At 38.8% G+C, this 21,846-nt stretch carries 10 protein-coding genes; all 10 read right to left on the reverse strand.

All coding sequences use genetic code 11. The annotated features are described in order from the left end of the window. Positions 1–5: 5 nt before the first annotated feature. Positions 6–1,994 (reverse strand): sialate O-acetylesterase, encoded by a 1,989-nt coding sequence (locus AAHJ11_RS06535; RefSeq protein ID WP_297284878.1) that lies wholly within the window; start codon positions 1,992–1,994, stop codon positions 6–8. Positions 1,995–2,148: 154 nt separating this feature from the next. Then, positions 2,149–3,471, reverse strand: a complete 1,323-nt coding sequence (locus AAHJ11_RS06540) for a DUF5005 domain-containing protein (RefSeq protein ID WP_320982957.1) — start codon at positions 3,469–3,471, stop codon at positions 2,149–2,151. A 22-nt stretch (positions 3,472–3,493) separates the two neighbouring features. Further along, positions 3,494–6,583, reverse strand: coding sequence for a SusC/RagA family TonB-linked outer membrane protein (locus AAHJ11_RS06545; RefSeq protein ID WP_413579205.1), 3,090 nt, complete (start codon positions 6,581–6,583; stop codon positions 3,494–3,496). Between the two features lie 6 nt (positions 6,584–6,589). Then, entirely contained in the window at positions 6,590–8,347 is a 1,758-nt protein-coding gene (locus tag AAHJ11_RS06550; protein ID WP_234132309.1) for a RagB/SusD family nutrient uptake outer membrane protein, read from the reverse strand. 11 nt (positions 8,348–8,358) lie between these two features. Further along, positions 8,359–11,481 (reverse strand): SusC/RagA family TonB-linked outer membrane protein, encoded by a 3,123-nt coding sequence (locus AAHJ11_RS06555; RefSeq protein ID WP_234132310.1) that lies wholly within the window; start codon positions 11,479–11,481, stop codon positions 8,359–8,361. Between the two features lie 45 nt (positions 11,482–11,526). Next, on the reverse strand, positions 11,527–12,594 hold the full coding sequence (locus tag AAHJ11_RS06560) for a DUF4961 domain-containing protein (protein ID WP_297284882.1): 1,068 nt from the start codon (positions 12,592–12,594) through the stop codon (positions 11,527–11,529). A gap of 17 nt (positions 12,595–12,611) precedes the next feature. After that, positions 12,612–13,067 (reverse strand): DUF5004 domain-containing protein, encoded by a 456-nt coding sequence (locus tag AAHJ11_RS06565; RefSeq protein ID WP_234132312.1) that lies wholly within the window; start codon positions 13,065–13,067, stop codon positions 12,612–12,614. Between the two features lie 21 nt (positions 13,068–13,088). Beyond that, entirely contained in the window at positions 13,089–14,945 is a 1,857-nt protein-coding gene (locus AAHJ11_RS06570) for a RagB/SusD family nutrient uptake outer membrane protein (protein ID WP_234132313.1), read from the reverse strand. Between the two features lie 357 nt (positions 14,946–15,302). After that, a complete protein-coding gene (locus AAHJ11_RS06575; protein ID WP_320949119.1) occupies positions 15,303–18,452 on the reverse strand; it encodes a glycosyl hydrolase in 3,150 nt (1,049 codons plus the stop codon). A gap of 697 nt (positions 18,453–19,149) precedes the next feature. Next, complete coding sequence (locus AAHJ11_RS06580) at positions 19,150–21,831, reverse strand: family 78 glycoside hydrolase catalytic domain (RefSeq protein WP_367745607.1); 2,682 nt, start codon at positions 21,829–21,831, stop codon at positions 19,150–19,152. Positions 21,832–21,846: the final 15 nt, after the last annotated feature.

Raw genomic sequence — 21,846 nt, forward strand, 5'->3', positions numbered from 1 at the left:
ATGAATCATTTATTGCCAGCAGTGATTCCCGGCCAATCATCCGTACGGAATGGAGATGCCGGAAGATTGGCTCCATTATACAAATTACAGATCGGATTATCAGCCCATGCATATCTAACTGCTACTGGGAAAGCGACTGCCGGCGAAGATACTACGATTGTGTTACCCTCAATCACAGCATCAGCCCAATGGAATTTATGATCGACACCGGCAATGGTAAATCCTTTTATTATTTCGTTATTTGCAGTCTTCAACCCACCGTCCGTATGTTTGAAATAAATACGGATCTTATTACCTTCCATCTGATACGTATCATACATTGGACCGGAATATGGTATTTTCTCACCATAAGTCTGTGCCCGCGCAGCCAATGCCAAACGCCTGCCGACTTCCTGTTTATTTTTCGGATGAATATCAAAAGCATCACCTATATCGATGGTCACAGCCATTCCTGTATTCTCAAGATGCAATGTTCGTGTTTGAGCCTCTCTCAATTCAGCCCAGGTTGCATCCACCGGAGCGGTTTGTTGAGCTGTGAAACTGGCAAGTTGTACCATATAAAATGGAAAATCAGTTCCCCAACTATTCCGCCAGTCGGTAATCATCAATGGCATCAACTCACGATACAGATATGCTTGTCCTGTATTAGCCTCACCCTGATACCAAATGGCTCCCTTTATGCTATAGGGAATCAACGGATTCAGCATTGCATTAAATAAAAATCCGGGAATATTCGGTTCATTAGCTGTATTTACAGGCATTTGTGGAATATCTTTTATATTCAAGGAAACCTGATATTTCCAATCACCGGCCAATGGTATAGCGTCTGATTGAGAGCGATGGAGTGAAACACTTTCAGGACTTCCATTTATACCTCCTGTACCTCCAGTGTCCATCACACGCACAGCAATCACCGCCTTACCACCTTTTACCAGTTCTTTGGGTACTTTGTAGCTTCTGGGAGCCATCCATCCCTCGGTGTGCCCCACTTGTACGCCATTGAAATAGGTGAAATCATTATCATCAATTACTCCGACATTCAACGTCAGTTCTTTGCCTTCCCATTTTGCCGGAATATCTATTGTTTTTCTAAACCAAACGATACCATTAAAGCCTTTCAAGCCTTGTTCCTGCATCAGCCCCGGCACTTTCATCGTTTTCCATGCACTGTCTTCAAAGTCTGTAACTGTCCATACAGCTCTGCCATCCACAAATCCTTTGTCAATCTTTTCAATCTCTTTCTTCCAGTCTTCCACATCTGAATGGAATTTCTTTTCACGATCTTCGGATGAAATTGGAAGTCCTTTCAGTACCTCCAGTTTCTTCTGCATATCCGGCATGGTTGCCAAAGCCTCTTTACTCGTCCATGTTTCAATATAAGTACCTCCCCAGGAAGTATCTATCAGTCCGATTGGCACATTTTGATACTTATGCAAATCGCGCCCGAAAAAATAACCGGCTGCCGAAAAGTCTGCCACACTTTTTGAAGAGCAAACCTGCCAACCATTACCTGCTGCTTTCATATCATTTATGGGTAAAGGACTTGTTGCTTTCTCTACCAACAAGAAACGAATATTCGGATAGTTATTCGCCTCCTCTTTCTCTTGTTGATAGTTCATCACTTTACCCCAACCTTCTACCTGCATTTCCATATTGGATTGGCCGGAACATACCCATACTTCACCAATCATCACATTGTTCAACTTTACAGGTTTCCCGTCAGAAATAGTTATCGTATATGGCCCTCCGGCGACCGGAGTATCTACTTTAGTCTTCCAATTCCCTTGTGCATCAGCCTGAATAGTATATTTCTTCTGATCCCATGAGGTAGTAATTTCTACTTTCTTATTGGGTTTAGACTTACCCCATACAGGAGCTTGTGTTTGTTGCTGCAACACCATGTTATCAGAAAATACCGGAGATAGTTTGATCTGTGCAAAGACATTACCTCCACACATTAAACACCACAAAATACAGATTAAAGTCTTATTCATATCTGTTTTTCATTTTATTAATTAGTATAAAATTATAATTTATGAACGAACAAAATGGCATTTACCACTAATATGTAACCTTTAAAAGAATAAAAAAGAACCATTCCTCTTTTCACTAGAAATGGTTCTTTCGATTATTTACTACAGTTTAGCCTTACTCTTCATAAAGTTTCTCCCAATTATATACACGATAAAAGTAAGGACGATAAAGATCTGCACTACCCACTGCATTAAAGTTACCACCAAAACCATCAGCCGGATCTGTATTTGTAGAAAACACTAATTCACCTGCCCGTGATAAATGAGGATGCAAATTTACCATATACAAATTGCCATAAGTCTGTACCCCTAGTTTATCTAAAGTATTGGGGAATCCAAACAATGTTTTGCGATCTGTAAAAGGTCCATAAGGTTTATCACTTCGGAAAATATACATTTCATGCCCAAACCATTTAGCTTGTGCCACCATGTAGTAACTATCTCCTTTTTTAAAAACCCAAGGCATACTGCAATCCGTTTCTTGAATTTTGGAAAGAGCAACCTGTTCTTGAGTTGGATAAGTGTTTTGCCAAGAATATTCTCCATCCTCATTGCATACATAATATTCCCATGGACTATCTAAACTATGTGTAGCCGTACGCGCAACTATTATATCATAATTATATGAACCATACAAATAAATATGCCCGTCTTCATCTTCATACAAAGTAGAACCGTATCCATAGACATCAGCATCATTAAAATGATGATTTGCACTAATGAGTTTCAAATAGCTTTCATCACCCGGTTTTCCTTCCAAGCTATAAGTAGCCAAACAAATACCTTCATGTCTCATCAGATGTTCATTATCTGTATTATCCACTCCATTCCAAAGAACTTGTAATTGATTATTATACACAGTAGCATCACCAGCCCAATATAACCAATCTTGATCGATCTCCCCTTCCTGTATCTGTGCTTCAGATCTGCTAGCTTTAGGATGACGAATATGAGTACGTGCCTGATAATAGCGCGGAGCATTAGGATCGGTTGTTTGAACAAAATCGGCTAACCAAATAAGATTTTCTTCTTTATCACCAGGTGTCTGCACCATAATAGTGTTACGAGGGAAATTTACTTTATTTCCATCACGTGACCGAGTTTCTCCATCTACAACTCCATAGAAGCTATCATTAAATGACCAAAATGTGTTTCCATCAGGCAACTGCGTCGTTAACACTCCATCACCTCCATTCCATCCTAAAGTACGAGTAAACAACTTATCGTATTTTTTATCTTTAAAAGATACCACATAGTCGTTCCGCTCTAATAATTCCAATTCCCAGGTTGGATCTATATTATTCAATACATTCTCCACCGCATCATCCTGCGGGCTGTTCTTATATTCCAAAGGAAAGGCTTCAAATTTGTCGCAAGCCTCAAATGCTCCACATAACAAAGAGAGCAATAAGATTTTTCCAACTTTATGTTTATTCATAACTATATCTTTTATCAGTTAATTAGAACGTCAATTGCACACCTAAATTCACAACACGTTGGTTCATGTATGCATCACCTGCTGTATTTGTCTTAATTTCTGGGTCTTGCTGATATTTATCATAACCTGTAAATGTCAATAAATTGTAAGCATTCACATAGAAACGAATATTATCTATAGCTTTCGGCAATATCTTCTTTGGAAGTTGATATCCCAAATCGATTGTTTTCAAACGAATATACCAAGCATTAATCAACCAAAAATCAGACATATAGGTACTGGCACTATTAATTGTAGAAGGATTGGTTGTCAAACGCGGGAAACCAATTTCTTCACCATTCTGATAACGTTCCAATGTCCAACGACTAGTATGGATAGGCTGGAACTGACCCTTGAATGACTCAATACCTGTACCGTTAATAGCAAAACTATAATCAAATGACCCCTGAAACAATACATTGAAGCTAAATCCACGCCAATATCCACCAAATGACCATCCTAAAGTAGTAGAAGGCAAATTGGGTTTACCAATAGCACCTTTATCATAATCATCAATCGTTCCATCATTATTTAAATCGGCATATTTCAAATCACCAGCTTGTACAGGAATATCCGTGTAAGGAGTTGCCGGAGCATCTGAAGCACCGGATTGTATCTTTGCAACATCTTCCGGAGTATAATACCCGATCCATTTATAACCAAAGGGTTGATTTAATGGCTTTCCGGTCTCTGCCAACCATGGATATTTTTGTTGAGCTTCAGCTTTATAATCTACCTTATTCTTTGCATAAGAAAATACCAGGTTAGTATTGAAATCAAAATCACCAAAACGATCTTGATAGCTAATCTGACCGTCGAAACCTTGATTAGTAGTCCTTGCTATATTGTTTGGAGAGAAGCCGATACCAAGAACCAAAGGGACGTCATTTCTCGTCACCAATTGGTCATAACGCTTATCTAAGAAGTAGTCGATAGTAAACGAAAACTTATTTAAAAAATTCATATCCAAACCAACATCAAACTTCTTTGCCTTTTCCCAAGTAGCATTAGGAGTTCCCAAATCACCCTCTTTATAAGAGTCAGTAAATTTTGGATAATCACCAAAGGAGTAGCCATCACCTTTCTGATATACTTGATCGTACAAATAACGATTACCCGCTGCTACATCCGAACCAACCAAGCCATAAGAAGCTCTCACTTTCAAAAGTTGCACTTTATTTGCCAGCCAATCTACATTCTTAAAGAAATCTTCTTCCGAAATAGCATAACCGATACCTACGGCAGGAAAGAATCCAAAACGGTTTTTTCTTCCAAAACGGTCAGTTCCGTTATAGGCCATATTGAGATCAATCAAATATTTACTTTTATACTTATACCCCATTGTCAAGGTATATCCTTCAAAATTGCTAGGAACAGCCGCTGATACAAGACCATCTCTATCTACTGTAGTAGTCTGAAGATTATACAGAAACATAGCGCTGACATCATGATCTCCTCCGTTAAATACGCGAGCATAGTTCACCGAAGCTTGAATATTCAAGTCTTTTGTAGCCTTTTCCGTACCACTGGTCACCGAAAACGTTCCATAATCATACACCTTATTCGGATTAATTACATATCCATTAGTCGACGAATCGTAATGATAGGTAGGATATTGAGATCGGTTTGCCTGACGATGATTTTCATCTACACTCGAATATGCCAAGCGATAATTGGCAGAAAGTCCCTGTGTCAAAAAATCCATTTTCCAAGTAGCTCCATACAGAATATTATTATCATTACGACGGGTACGCTTATATCCCTCATTTGCTAAACGGGCATTCAAGGTGGGTTTATATCCTTCCGTATCATTTAGATAAGCATAAGAGCCATCCGGATTCAATACTGGAGCTGAATAAGGATGCATTTTTGAGAAATCGTAAATTTCACCTGTTGCATTCATATTACAAGGTTCGTTGACATTCATAAAGCGTGATGATATATCCAAACGCATACTCAGGTTATCTGTCACAGCAAAGTCAATGTTAGTACGATAATTGAAACGACGGTAGAAATAATTGGAATTCACTCCACTCTCCTTTGTACCAAAATCTTTCACCATACCATCCTGTGTAAAGTAACCCGCAGAAACAAAATATTTCAACCTCTTAGAACCACCGGAAATATCCACATTCACATTCTCCTGAAAAGCACTTTTCTTAAAAATTTCATCATACCAATTTACATCCGGATGTCCGTAAGGATCAGTATGATCCCTAAAAGCCATAACATCTGCCTTTGAGAATGGCCTAGGCATACCATCATTCTCATAAGCTTCATTCACCAAAATAGCTGTATTGTATGAGTCCAAAAATTTTGGAGTACGCACTGGAATCTGCATACCACCTTCCAAACGTACATTGATTTGAGGTTTCCCTTGCTCTCCTCTTCGGGTCTTCACCACCAATACACCATTAGCACCCTTAATACCATAGATAGCTGTTGTAGAAGCATCCTTCAAGATAGATATGCTTTCTATTTCGTTCACATTGATTTGTGACAACTGATCGTACGTATACTGGACATCGTCCACTATAATCAACGGCTTATTGCCATCCGCATTCAATGAACTCACACCACGAATAAAGAAATCAGAAGCATCCTTACCTGGCTGTCCAGATTGTTGTTGGCTAAAAAATCCAGGTAGCTTTCCTGTTAATGCATTTTGTAAGCTACTGGTCGGTACATTACGTATTTCACGTGCTTGTATACCACTTACAGCACCAGTCATCGTAAGACGCTTTGCTTTACCATAAGCCACTACTACCACCTCATCAAGATTTGTCAAGTCTGGCGTTAGCTCCACATTCCAATCACGTTGATTTCCTATTTTCACCGTAAGTTTCTTAAAGCCAATATAAGTAAACTCTAGCACTTCTCCCTTGTTCACCTTCAACTGATAATTACCATCAAAATCCGTAATTGTACCAATTGTCGCATCCTTCACTTTTACATTTACTCCCGGAAGCAGTTCACCATCAGTGGAAGAAACCTTTCCTCTTACTGTTATCGATTGTCCAAAGGCAAACGCAAACAGATTTATACTTAATAATATTAAAAGTATTCTTTTCATAACATATTACCAATTCGGGTTTTGAACCATATTTTTATTCTTTATCACTTCCGAGTACGGAATAGGATAGAAGTAACGTTTCACATTAAACGTAGTAGACAGTACATTTATCTTATTATAAGTCGTTATAGCACCGGAAATTTGAATATTTAAACCTTCCAGAGGTTTCGCGAAAACTTCTTCAGCTATTCTCCAACGGCGGATATCCCAATAGCGTTGTTCTTCAAAAGCCATCTCAACACGTCGCTCGTTCTGAATAATTTTACGCATATCAGTCTTATTTATCGACCCTAATGCTCCTAAGCCATAATTATCATCTCCATCGATACCCGCACGTTTCCTCAATGCAATAATAGCATCATATACATCTTGTGAAGGTGCCGACTGATATTCATTCAACGCTTCAGCATAATTTAGCAATACCTCTCCATAACGATACATTACCCACAAGTGTAGTGCTTCACTATCATACTCGCTTTTCGTTTTATAATCTTTCATGAACTTAGATATATAATAACTAGTTCGGCTATATTCGGCTCCTGAAGGATTGTTCGCTCCACCGAAATTTGTTTGAAGCTGCGTATTCAACCAAGAAGAACCATGATGCAATACTGTTAACTCTAAACGGGGATCACGATCTCTATACGGATCGTTCGAATTATATGTATATTTACTTTTATCTGTGGACTTGCCATCTTTCATTAAAAATGATTCCACTAAATTTTGTGTTGGATTAGTGTTCCCATATCCCTGCGCATTTCCGGAAAATCCCAATGGACCATTAGCTGTTTCAATACCTTTTCCTTTACCTATAGGACGAAAGAAAATCAATTCAGGATTACTTGTTGAGCTATAAAATTCGGTAGATATATTCCGGTAATCAGCTGTCAAATCCAACGTCTTTTTACCATTAGGGCCAAACTCATCAATCACCTCCTTGGCTGCTTGAGCCGCCAGATTCCATCGCTCCGGATCATAAGAAGCATATCCTATCAATTCATTTCCAGGTTCTATAGGTCTCTCATTAAACAACGGACTAGCTGCATATAACAATACTCTGGCTTTCATTGCCATACAAGCTTCTTTTGTTGGTACATGCGCATAGTCGCCACCATCCGATATCGGTAATGAACGAAGATCATTTTTAATTTCATCCAGTTCACGAACAATATAATCAACGCATTGAGCAAATGTATTCCGGGGAAGCTCTATATCATCATTCAAATCGTATACTTGATCACCCACCAAAGTTACACCCCCATAACGTTTCACTAATTCAAAGTAAAAGTGGGCTCTCAAAAAACGGGCTTCCGCTTTCATTGTATAATTCAATGGTTTTACCTCTCCCAACGCATTCGTATATTTCAGGTTGAAAGGCACCACGTCAATATTATTAATCAAGATATTCGCTTTACGGATTCCTTGATAATATTCCCCCCATTCCATATCTGTTACACGAGTCAATGCCGAATAGCGTCCTATTAGCAATTTATAGACAGCTGGGTCATTATTGTTGATGGAGACAGCATCATCCGAAGCAGCATCCAAAAAATCACCACCCACCCGATTATATCCACTATATAAATGTTCATAATAGATATTGTTCAGAAATCGTCTGGATTGTACACCAGCCGAATCGACTCTGGAAAACAAATAATCAAGTGTGAATTGTTCTACCGGTTCTTTCTCATATCCATCGTTACAAGCCGAAGCCATGAACAACAAACCTGCACCTAAAAATGTTAAATATTTATTTCGTACCATACAATAATTCATTAAAATCTGATATTAATACCTGTACTAATGCAACGTTGTAACGGATAGCTTGTGAAGCTAACTTCCGGGTCAACTAAATCGCACGCAGACTTCGTAAACAAGTTTTGTCCATTGACAAACAGTTTTACACGCAAACCACCTAAATTGTTACGACAAAATGAATCGGGCAGGTTATATCCCAAACTTATATTTTTTAGACGGATATAGTTTCCGGAACGTAACCAGAAAGAGGAATTCCAGCCATTACCACGGTTATAATTATTTCCACCAGCCGTCAGTCTTGGGAACGTAGCAGTTTCAGCTGTTTCCGGAGTCCATCGTCCCAACATGTTTTCATAAGCCTGACCATAAAATTGACCATTTTGTTGGAAACCTTCGGTTAAAGTGACATCGCCTAAATAGTAATCACGGTTATAAGCTCCTTGCCAAAGCATTGAGAATTCCAATCCTTTCCACTCAAAACCCAAATCAATTCCAAAGTAAGAATACGGTTTATCACCACCAATCACAGTACGGTCAAACTCATTAATCACTTTATCACCGTTCAAGTCTTTGTATTTGATATCACCTGGCTGAATATTTTCAAATCCTTCGATTACCGGACTATTTTCTATTTCTTCTTTGGAAGTAAAGAATCCATCGGCTACCAATCCGTACATGACTCCTACAGGACGACCCGTCTGACGTAGATACTCTTCCGGAACATACTGTTCGTCCATATAGAGCAATTTACTTTGATCACAACTCCAGTTAGCAGAAATATAATAATTGAAATTGCTTACACGGTCTTGATAAGTCACAGAGAGTTCTCCACCAAAACGACGTACTTTACCTATATTTTCTGTCGGATAATACTGTCCAATTAACTGGATACTTTTGCCTCTGCTTTGAAGCAAATCAAAATATTTATCATTGTAATAATCTGCAGTCAGTTTCAAGCGGTTACCAAATAATGATAAATCAACTCCCACATTCAACTTATATGCTTTTTCCCATGTCAAGTAAGGATTTGCTAACGGAGTATTTTCCGTTGTAAGATTTCCCATACCCAAGTTTGTTCCCATTGGGTAACCAGCTGCCACGTTGCTAGAAAAAGTTTGTCGATATCCATAATAACCAGAGTTATCCATACCATTACCTGTCTTACCAAATGTTCCACGTATCTTTAACTGATCCAACCAATTAGCATCTTCCATAAAATTTTCTTTGCTTATATCCCAGCCAAGACCAAACGCGTAGAAAGTTCCCCAACGATTACCCGGGGCATAACGATTGAAATAACTTTCACTCAAAGCAGCCTGTACAAAATATTTCTCCGCATAATCATAAGCTACGTCACCTATAATATTGGAAGGTAACTGTGGTAAATCATAATTGACCAATGTTTGACGAGTGTCGCTCATTAAAGTAGCTTTTACTCCATGTTTTCCAAAACGCCGATTGTAGTCGACAGCAATCTGACCATACATTTGCTGGTAACTAGTCACAGAATTAAAGAAATTAGATTGAGTATTTGTGGCTCCATGCAAAGTGTAGAATTCTTTCCCTTCTTTATCAAATCCATAAGCATATACCGGAGCACGTTTACTTCTTTGAACATACGAACGGTTCTGAATAGAAACATTACCCACCATACGAACCGACAGACCCTCCACTAATTTACCAAAATCATATTTCAAGTTAACGCCTCCTACCATATCTCTCGCGCTATCCTTGATATAACCTGAATTAATCGATTGTGACACCAAGTTATTGTCAAATGTTTTATTACCCCCCCATGTTCCATTTGGATTTTTAATAGGATAAGCATTATTAGGAGTATTATAAATAGAATTTAATAAGCTCCCATAAGAAACACCAGGTTGATTACCATCTTCCACGCGACCAAGCAAAGTTACTTTTGCTGTAAAGTCATCAGTAATATTGATGTTCACCTTCGAAGAAATCATATAACGTGAATATGATAAATTCGTATCATGCGCATCATTATCTGTGGGATTTGCAAACAACCCTTTTTCACCCTGATAGCCTATACTGACAAAATATTGTGTGACCTTATTACCTCCTGTTACATTTAGGTTATATGCCTGTGTAGTAGCATTTTTGTTCAATATTTCATCGAACCAATTTATATCAGGATGTGTGTATGGACTAGAATGTGTACGGAACTTATTAAAGTCATCGTATGAATAAAGCGGATCTTTTCCGTCATTTTGCAGTGCTTCATTCAACAAGTATGCATATTGATATGCTGATAGAGGTTTAGGAGTTTTCAATGCACTCTGCACACCAAAACGTCCCGTAAAAGATAAATGGATTCCTTCATTAATAGGTTCTTTAGTTGTAATCAGTAAAGCACCACGCGAACTACGCATGCCCAAAAACATTGATGACAACGCATCTTTCTGTATAGATACCGACTCGATAGCTTCCGGGTCGAGTGAATATAGTTCTCTCTGGATACCATCAACAACTACTATTGGAGCATTACCACGTGAACCGACACCAAATTCAGTGTTATCACTATAAAATCCCTCCCCAAATAAAGGAACGCTACCAACCAAATCATTTCTTGAATTAGAGGCAATCTGATGCGCACGAGCTCCTGCATATTGACTTACATTCAAACCTGCCATACGACCTTGCAAGGCTGGTAAGATGGTTGTCCCCATCATAGACGACAAGTCATCCGTATACACAGTAGCAGCAGATCCTAAATAGTTTTTCTTATTTTTAGGCTCATAAGGGCCACTAACGGTTTTCCTATTTTTAATAAATTGTTCATTTAATGTCACCTTGAATACGCGCTCTGTATTCCTCAACTTATTAACCTTAACTTCTTTGTGAATGAACTCCGGATGTGACAAACGCAATACATCTCCTTTTTTCATTTGAAATGTAAAAACACCATCAATCCCTGTTATAACTTTAAAATCACTATTTTTCATGGTGATCGTTACATCCGGAACCGGATTACCGTATTGGTCAACCACCTTACCAGTAATATTAGCACCACCTACTTCCTGTGCAAAAACTTTCGGAGACATCATTCCCCAAAGCATACCCATGGCAAGCAATACAAAATAAAACCGTCTACTTATTTTAGTTACTATATTATACATATAATTTATCTATCTTTTAATATTAATAAAAAGAACATGATGGCTTTATTCACAGGCTAGTTCGCAAATAAAAGGTTCTTTCTCACCTTCTACCTCTCCCCCTTCCGCAGCTATTTTATCATCAGTACTCGTAATACTAAGCGTACCATCCTCATTTGTGAATATGTACTCAATATGGGTGATCGTTTCCCCCTCTTGAATTCCAAAATATTCTGCCGGCCAAATTGTTAAATTAAAGATATTACTAAGAATACTGTCTTCCTTAGGCATCAACGTCTTTGCACTCTTTTCTTTTACTTCATATGTATTGCCATTATCTGTATATGCTATAGCTTCCAGATAGATAGCATCTGCCTTCTTAAGCTCATTGTCATATGTATCACCTAGGAAAGTGAATGTCACAAAGTCATCTTGTAATGCTGCTAGCGGTTCAACTTTATTATAGTGAAAAGCACAGAAATCAGTTACTTCTCCTACTCCTTCTACCACTTCGAAGCAGTCGTTACTAGGTACATACTTCTTGTATTTCATACCGTGTTCGTCATTTGCAGGAAAATCGTCTTCTGCAAAATTAATGAAGAAAGCAGGCTTAAAACGGAGATTTTTAGGTCCGGTTTTACATTTCAAAGTTATTTTAATAGTAGCGTTCTCATGTTCAAGCATCGTATAAATCTTATTCGTACTAAAGGCTACCCATTCCATATCGTTCAAGACATTGGTGCCCACACCATATTCAGCCCTTAATACTTCCGCCCAAGGTACATCCACATTTTTGGGCACTAATTGGGGGTCAACAGGTGACATGGGAAACGGAGTTATTCCATCTTCCTTACCAGTAGCCGTATAGGTCACAGTTGTATTCTCACGTGCATTCCAACTTTTCGGGACTAAGATTGCCATAAGAAACTTCCTCGTTTGATTTTCTGCTGATTCGATATGCGCATCAATAGTAAAAGTTGCAATTTCTCCTGCTTTTGCCCAATAAATGGGATTCTCTTCCGTTCCTTGGTTGATATTGACCTTATCAAGATAAACACATCCGACTACAACAAGAGCCATCAGAATACTACTGCCTACCCAAGCAACCCTATTTTTTTTTATATTCGTTTTCATAAAATTACCTTAAAACATTATTCTGTTACTTGCTTAAAAGTATAGATATACTTATTTGTATGACATCCCGGACTCAAAGTGATGGTCATCTGACGTTTTCCATTTACTGTTCGAAACCCAATAAGTGTCTTTATTTCCTTCTCTGTCCCATTTTCTTTAAAAAAAAGATGGAATGGATATATTGGATCATCTACACTCCAGCTACCATTACCTTTCACGATAAAAGGTAAATAGTTTTCTATTTTGTATGTATTATCTTCATTCAGCACAATATGGAAACGCGTAAAATCCATCATGTCCGTAATGTCTACTCCATTTCGAGAAACAGCCGACAATTGCCAGTTGGCATTTATGTTTTTAGCTACTTCTGAATAATTTTCAGGGGTTATTTCATCTTTAAATGTATTGCAAGAGCTGACAGCTATCGCCAATGTAAAGAAAACCCCCATTGTAAATCGTATATTTAATTTCATATTATACTCTATTTCTTAGAATTATTCGTAATAAGGATTTTGTATCAAATCTTCAGACTTCACCGTTTCTTTATAAGGAATAGGAAAGAAGTACATCGCTTTACGGAAAGTATGTTTACGCACCGGAATTATCTTACCCTTCTCCGTCACACTTTTTGTAATTTCGAATCCATGCATCTGTTTATTCTCAGTTTCCTCAGCAATCATCCAACGGCGCACATCAAAGAAACGATGTCCCTCGAATGCCAACTCAATGCGACGTTCTAATCGAATAGCATCTCGCATTTTCTCATAATCCCTATCTATCCCCTCTGCCAATCCATATCTGCCATCCTGTCCAGGGTCGATACCTGCACGTTCACGAAGTTTTTCCAACACTTTACGAGGACTTATAGTATACTCACCTAAAACATCCTCATGATCTGGACCATAATATTCATTGGCTGCTTCTGCATAATTCAGTAGAATCTCAGCATAACGAATCAAGTCAAATGCTTGAGAAGTACCTACAAACCAATTTCCCGCTAATTGACGATGACTAAATTTACGAATATAATATCCAGTTGGCGTACCGCTTCCAAAAGCATCGGTAGTTGATCCTTCCCCTTTATGAGTATAAACGACGTGGTCTTTGTCACCTCCACTCATCATTACACTACCATTCCAAACAACCGTGTTGGCAAAACGCGGGTCACGTCCTTCTGCCGGTTTCAAAGGATCATAAGGATATTTATCACTTTGTCCTATTGATTTCCCATCTTTCATAGGGAACTGTTCTACCAAGTCATGATAAATATAACCACCATTACCATTCCCGCCACAAGTGGGAGGTCCAAATAATGCTTCACGCTGATTTCCTTCTCCCGGTCTACATTCGAACAATGCTTCACAGTATGTTCCATTCGGATAAGTCACTCCATTAGCACCATCCGACACTTTACCAAAGTCATTGTTATGGAAAATGGCATAAAATCCCCAACCAGGTTCAGCACTTCCTTGGTTATATCCACCACTTTCTATATGGCGTATATAAATGGAATAACGGTTCAATTTTATCACATCAAGAGCTGCATCGACAGCCACTTTCCAGCGTTCTTCTTTATACTCAGGATAACCAATCAACTCTTTGGGGCAATTAGTAGCTATACCAAAATCACTACCATTGAATAATTTACTGGCTTCGTACAAACGAATACGTGAAATCAGTCCTTTACATGCTCCAGCTGTAGCACGTCCATTATCCATACCACTGAACACAATAGGCAAATCTTTCGCAGCCAATTCACATTCATCTACAATGTATTTCACACAATCAGCATATGTGTCACGCTTTGTTTTCATATCATCTGCGACCTCATATATGGTATCACCAAGCAAAGGCACTCCACCATAATGACGTAACATCATCGCATAATACCATGCGCGCAAGAATCGGGCTTCTGCCTTATATTGGACCTTAGTAGATTCAAGTAACGGAGCAGCATCTACGTACTTCATAAATAAATTCACTCTTCGGATATTAGTGTACGCCTTCTTCCAAACATCATCTTCTAATACATTTAGCGAATTAATAGTTCCGGTAGCAAACATCACATCATTGGTTACATCAGAGACAACTTTATAAGCAGCCTCATCACAAGCAGTTTGTAAGCCTCCATGCTCTTTCGTTACCCCGAAAGCATTAGTTGTGTATCGATTAGGCTTAACATCATAACCAACATCTACATAAATTTGAGAAAGGAAACCTGCCGTATATGCACTATCCGCAAAGACAGACTCCCGGTCAAGATCTGTCGTTTCAATTTGCTCTAAATTAGCGCAAGATGAAACCAACCATACACCTGCAATAGGTAAGAATAAATAAAATAAGCTTTTCATATACAATAGAAATAGCGGTTAATAAATCGTTTATAAACTCTGTTAACAGTAAAATTCATTATTATTAGTTTTTTTTATCATGCTGCATTTATATTTTATAAAGTAAGAACGATTATAACAGATTATACCACTAAATAAAAATGTATTTTTTTCAATGGATTCAATACCTTCACAGCAAAATCTATAAAAGTGTAAGAAGCAGATTAAATCTTTGTCTGATACTTATCTTTTGTATCCGGATCTGCGAAAAAATAGGAATCATTACAGACTATCTGTATGAACAGTATGACGTATTCTAAGTTACAAACAACGAGATAGCCATTTTTAATTACGACATTCTACCTCTCATTTAAATGTTTATTTAGTAAATTCATAATCAAAAGCTTGAATTTCAACCGGTCCAAGTAAACCCGAAGACTGCAATGGTGAATCAGCTTTCCATGGATTGATAGTTGTCCACGTCGGACGCAGGTCTTCCGGAAGAGATTGGTCACCAATAAGGCGATTTTGCCAATTATTGACGACTGTTATTTCCAACTTATTCTCGCCTTTCTTCAAATAGTCAGTCACATTCATACGATATGGGTACGTCCATACACCTCCTACATAATGTCCATTTAAAGTAACTTTAGCCATCACCATCACACTGCCTAAATCAAGATACAAATTCTTCAATGGGAGTTCTTCTAATATGAATTCTGTTTCATAAACAGCCTGTCCAGAGAAATATTTGATTTTATCATCATCGGAATTTATCCAATCTTTTAAGTGAGACCAAACAACAGGTGTTTCCATGCCACGTTTACCAGCTTCAAATGTTATCTTCCAAGGTGTATCTATCGTATAAACCATTTCTTTCATCGGAAAATTTTCTTTCTTCTCTGTTGTTTTATCATTTTTGCAGAAAACTATAAAAGTACTTTCATTTCCTTCTAACTCAATTGGTAAAGATATATCTCCTTCTTTACTTTCAAAATCAGGTAAATGGCGAATCTCTCCTGTTACAGGATTCCAAAGCTGCGGAAACAATTCCTGCGAAACGCGGAACTCTCCGTTGAAAACGACTTTTTCATTATCCTGATTGGACACAAAATAAATTTCCGCATCCGGCAAAGTTCGATGTATAAACAGAACCGGAATATCTTTTTCACATGTGAAATCAGGATGTATATTTAGTGTATCCAGTACTTCTTGCATAGCAATACCTCGGTGGAATACTTTACCTTTTCCATAATGACTGTTAGCGAACAATTCTGTACCGATACGCAACACTTCCTTATCTACTTCAGGATAACCAGACAAACTTGGAGAATATTCAGGAGCACCACCATAAACAGCCAAACCTGCACGTACCAGTTCGCTGATCTTTTTCAGCACTTCGGGACGCATGCTTTTTTGATTAGGTAATACCAGTAAACGGTATTTCATTCCATCAGGCAGAGTTAAACAAGCATCCTTTACAGTAGCCCTCGTTAAAAGCACCTCACTATTAATAAAATCAAAAGAGTAGCCTTTGGGTAATTGAGGGTCTATCGAACCCGTCATCTTCGGAGTATCTTCCCCGATAAAATAAGCAACATCTGCCACATAGGTACCCTGCTGCAAAAGAAAATTCGCTCTCCTCAAATAGTTTGTAAACAGATCCATCTGGCTAAACCAAGTATTCTTACGATGAAAATCATTTCCGAACCAAGCACTCACACCGGGATTACGATCTTCATAAGGTTGATGAATATACAAATGAAGTAAGGAAGCATTGATACCTTCTGTGAAAAAGCGGTCAATACGTGCTTTCATATCGCCTGGATAATGGGTAAAATTCGGGCCTCCACTTGTGCATGATTCTGCCCAGATGCGCTTCTTACCATAAATATGTCCACAGGAAGAGGCACAACGGTTCTCAATCAGTCCCAAATCACCAAAACTCCAGAACTCACCACTGATTTCATCCGACTGCCCGCCATATTGTAAAAACTCACCCGGAAATCCCCAATGCCCATAGTTTTCCAACCAGGTAGTAAGTCCATGCTGATGGCAGATAGTTCTCAGTCCACCTACATAGTCATACGAAATACCATCAGCAATTAAACGACGCAAATCCCAAAGAAAACGTGAAGACATGTCTTCATTACCTACGACTTTTCCATACAGAGCTGGTAAATAAGGTAGAGGATCATATCCATAAACTTTTTTAAAACGTTCCAACATATCATCTGTCCAGTTCTGACTACCCGTCTCATAACTATCCTGTACAACAATCTTCAGACTCTTACGATCGGCTTCAGGGATACGGCGAAGAATTTCACCCATATAGGCGTCAAAGTGTGCACCGACATGTTTCTTACTCATCTTATCCACTTCAAGTCCGGTAGCCTCAGGAGTAGCAGGTGTATTCGTCACACCTGTGGTTTTCATTTCCAGACAAGAAACAATCCAGTCACCAGCGGGCACATTCCAAGTCAAAGTCCCACCTGACGAAAGAGAAGCAGTCAAATCTATCACCTTATCTTGTGGAATAGTAAATCCTTCCGCCTCATTATACCAATCCTGATTAGCCCACATATATGAGTCCCACTTAGGATCAGGTCGTTGATACATCTTCGCTAAAGTTTGTTCCGGATATCGTTCTATCATTCTTGCAGAGGAAAGAACAACTGTAGCTTCTATATCTCCATAAGAATTGATTGGTCTATCCAATAACAGACGGAAATCTCCGGATTTTGTTGCAGGAAGAGATAGAACAACCGGAGCATTTGCAAAGAATCCAACAGACCGCATGCCATTGGTACGATCTATCTCAAATTTCCGAATCGTTTGATAAGTATTACCTATTTTAGCTTGCAGTTCTGCTTTTGTCCATACATAGTTGTTTGTAGTAAAAGTGAAGCTACGAATTGGTTGAGATTCATCGATATGCATATCAAAAGCCACGGGTTCGTATCCTTTCTGTTGTAATTTCCATTCTTTTTTAAACACATCGCTCTGCGTTGGATAAGCAATGACGCGAACCAATTGCATGGAATCCGAGTATCCGGGTACTGTATATGAGAGAGTTTGCGGACCTTTTACCTGCATATCTGTAGAAGCCAAATAGCGCATACTCTGCTCCGGTTTCACCCACGGTCCTCCCGATTGACTCCATCCCGGACTATTAAACATTCCTATTTCAATATCAAGTTCCGTCGCAGTTTTTAATGCTGCATGTACGGCTTCCCACCATTCAGGCGTGAAGATCTTCACCTCTCCGTAGGAATTTCCTCCTATATCAATATTCCCAATATACGCACGGGTGATTCCTGCCTTTTTCATAGCATGCAAATCTTTAATCACTCCTTCCTTTGAAATATTATCGGAAATCCAATACCAATAACATCCCACCCTAATACTATCTGGTATCTCACGAAATCCCTTTTCAATAGTTCCTATCGAAAACATATCTTTTGTATTCGAGCACCCTGACAGAAAACAAATCACAACGCTTGCAAGTATTACTAATATATTTTTCATAATATCATATTTTTCACTTTAGTCAAAACAGAGGACTTCCAGCAATTCATCCGGCTATTAATAAAAAAAGAGAATAAACAAACCGAAGAAATATTGTGGTACTTCAAACACCAATCCGAATCTTTTACTCAATATCTATTGAACTATATACTATGAACGTCCAGAAGCTGGAATACCACTAAAAAGAAATAAAAAATAATCGAATAGCTCCGGCCTGTTTCAAAGAGTATAAAAATATTCTTTTACCACTGCACTATCATCACATACCACCATTACAACATTTATCATCATCATGCCCCATAATGTGACGAACATCAATAATGAGAATCAGCAGCTGAATTAGATTAAAACGGTATGGAGATGAACTAATCTTAGTTTCTCTAAAACTTAATCTGCATTATGCAATGATTTAACATTCATCATACATAAATTTATTCGTCTGACAGTTGTTGAACTTTCGTCTGACAACTGTTATTCTTTCGTCTAACAGTTGTCAGACGAAAAAGAAACAGTTGTCAGATGAATAAATCCATGTATCATTAGCCATAAATCCATTAGGCATTAAAAATAAATCTGCGCAAGCTCGGATTTAGTTCATAACGGTCAAGTTATGAATGAAGAATGATCAATGGACTAGGATTTACGTGTCATTTCTTAATGAGGCACACGTTATCCCTTCATGAATGGCAAGAAACTATTAATGATTCAAATCAAACACAAAATCATAGTTACCTTCTTCCACGGCAATTGTTTTCTTTTCAATGCTAACTTTCTTCTTATTCATCTTGCACGAAGTAGCAGCATCGGGTATGCAAATAGTGGCAGTAGTTCCGGAAGGAACTGAAACTTGAAGATTCAGCTGGCTATTTTTCAATTCCCAATTGACGATAATAGTACCATAAGGTGACTCTTTCGTAGTTTTAGCCCAGGTGACCCCGTTCGGTATTTGAGGATCAATATAGACATGACGATATCCCGGAGCAGCCTCATCAGGACGTATTCCTCCTACTGCTTGATAGAACCAGGTGCCGATTCCATTGTAACAATTATGCACCCGGCTACGTTCGCCACTCCAATATTCCCAAGTTGCTGTAGCTCCATTATCAATCATATATAGATATCCGGGATAATCACGCTTTTTCAATATCTGATAGAAGAAATCCGCTTTTTTATTCCGAACAGCCCATTCTGTCAAAATGGGTACTCCAACAAGGCCGACTGCTATATGTCCTTTATGTTTTTCTTCAGTGATAGCCATCATATTCTCTCTTACCGTATTGTATAAAGCATCGGGGACAACGCCTACCAACATAGGATAACACATATCCAACTGCGAACCGGTAGAATAGATACCCTCATTCGGACGATAGAAAGTCTGATGTATCAGTTTATTAAGCTTTTCTTTACGGGTTGCAAATTCTTCGGCTTCTTCTTTCTTACCCAACACTAAAGCTACTTTATTCATAGTACCCAGACATTCACTGATAAAACAGTTGCTTACCAAATCCACAGAAGATTGAGCACCGGCATCCACTCCCATCGGTGCCAGCCAGTCGCCAAGATACCAATCGCGATATTTCGTATCAGGCCAGCGTTTCAATAAACCGTCAACTGTATATTTATCGACATATTTGAACCACTCTTTCATTTGAGAATAATATTTCTCTATTAGTCGCGGATCATTGTAGTTGACATAAGTTCTCCAAGGAGCCAACACAAAGAATCCACACCAATAAGGACCGCCACCACCTGCACCGGGATTAGGACCTACGTGTGGCAAACTACCTCCCTCACGCATGGAATCTCCCCATGTCTGTATCCAGTTCTCAAAAGTCGGAGCTACATCATACATCGTCTGCAAAGACATCGTTGAAGAGTTTCCATCACCACCATAACCGGCACGTTCCAGATGAGGACAGTCTACCATATATCCACTAAAGGTGAGACATTTCATTGTATATTGAATCATATTATGAATAGCATTCAAATCGGCATCCGAACATTCAAAAGTGGCCGCTTGCTGATAACCTCCGTGAATCTGGAGCGATTTCATCCATTCTCTTTCCGGCTTTACAGGAAGATTGGAAATACGCACATACCGATAAGCATGATGATTGAATTTATTTCTAAAACATTCTCCATTCCGTCCACCGGATATATAAATATCACTTTCACCTTGTTTGTCAAATTCTCCGTCTTTAGTCAGATTATCACTATATTCCATTGTTATTTCATGACCTACAGGCAATGTAGGCATATACATTTCAAACCATCCGGTCTGCACCCGTCCCATATCTACCAGCCAAGTGTCTTCATTCAATTGCCTTATAGAAACAGGTTGTAGTTTCTGATAGATTTTATTGACCTCACACATTTGGGGTGAAGCAATATGATCGGGAACTTTCACCGTTACTACCGGAGCCCATTTCATCTTGTTCAATGCTTGTGAAGAAAGATCTGTCGGCAAAATTCTTCCATCTACTCTTTCACCAGCGAATTGCAGTGCCCGCCAAGTCCCTGTATCCGAATAACCACTTTCGCGTCCACACCATGAACTATCTGTTTTTGTCAGTACTTCCCATTTTCCATTTCGTAAAACATCCAGTTCCGCTTTCACCAATGGGCCGTCGTAAGCTGATCCGAAAGTAGTACTTTTATACCATCCCTGTCCAAGCCAGATCAATAAGTCGTTTTCTCCCTCTCGCAAGTAGGGAGTTACATCATAAGTGACGATCAATGAACGCTTAGTCAGATGAGATACAGCAGGTGTCAGTACATCCTCGCCAACTTTTTCGCCATTGATATAAATCTCATGATAACCCAATGTATTCACATGCAAAAAAGTGGTTTCCCCTTTTGTTGCATTTACTTTCTTACGAAGAATAGGAGCACAGACCTTTCCTCCCTCAACAGATGAGCCTATATATTCGCCATGCATATGTGATTTATCCAAAATGCCAACGGCAAAACGAGCTACCGGACTCCAGGCTGAAGCCTGTTTTTTGGAATCCCATGCACGAACTCTCCAATAACATAATGAGCGGGAAGACAAAGGAGCACCTTGATAAGGCACCATTACCGAAGCATCGGATTTCAATTTCCCGGTATTCCATAAATCGGCTTTATCTTGTATCAGAAGAATACTGTCCGAAGCCACTTGTATCTCATAGTAAGTTTGTCTACCTTTCAACCCATCACCTTTCAGCTTCCAACTGAAATGAGGAGTAGTATTATCAATCCCCAAAGGATTCACCAGATTCTCACACTTCATTTCTGTCAGCATGAAAGGAGCTTCCTTCGCTTTGCCATACACAAACGCCGATATACTGCAGAAACAGCCTATCAATCCTACACTCAATAATCGTTTCATTCTACTCATACTACCATTTTTATT

The organism is Bacteroides sp. 90-K9/2 (assembly GCF_047310725.1).
In the GTDB taxonomy this organism is placed as follows: domain Bacteria; phylum Bacteroidota; class Bacteroidia; order Bacteroidales; family Bacteroidaceae; genus Bacteroides; species Bacteroides vicugnae.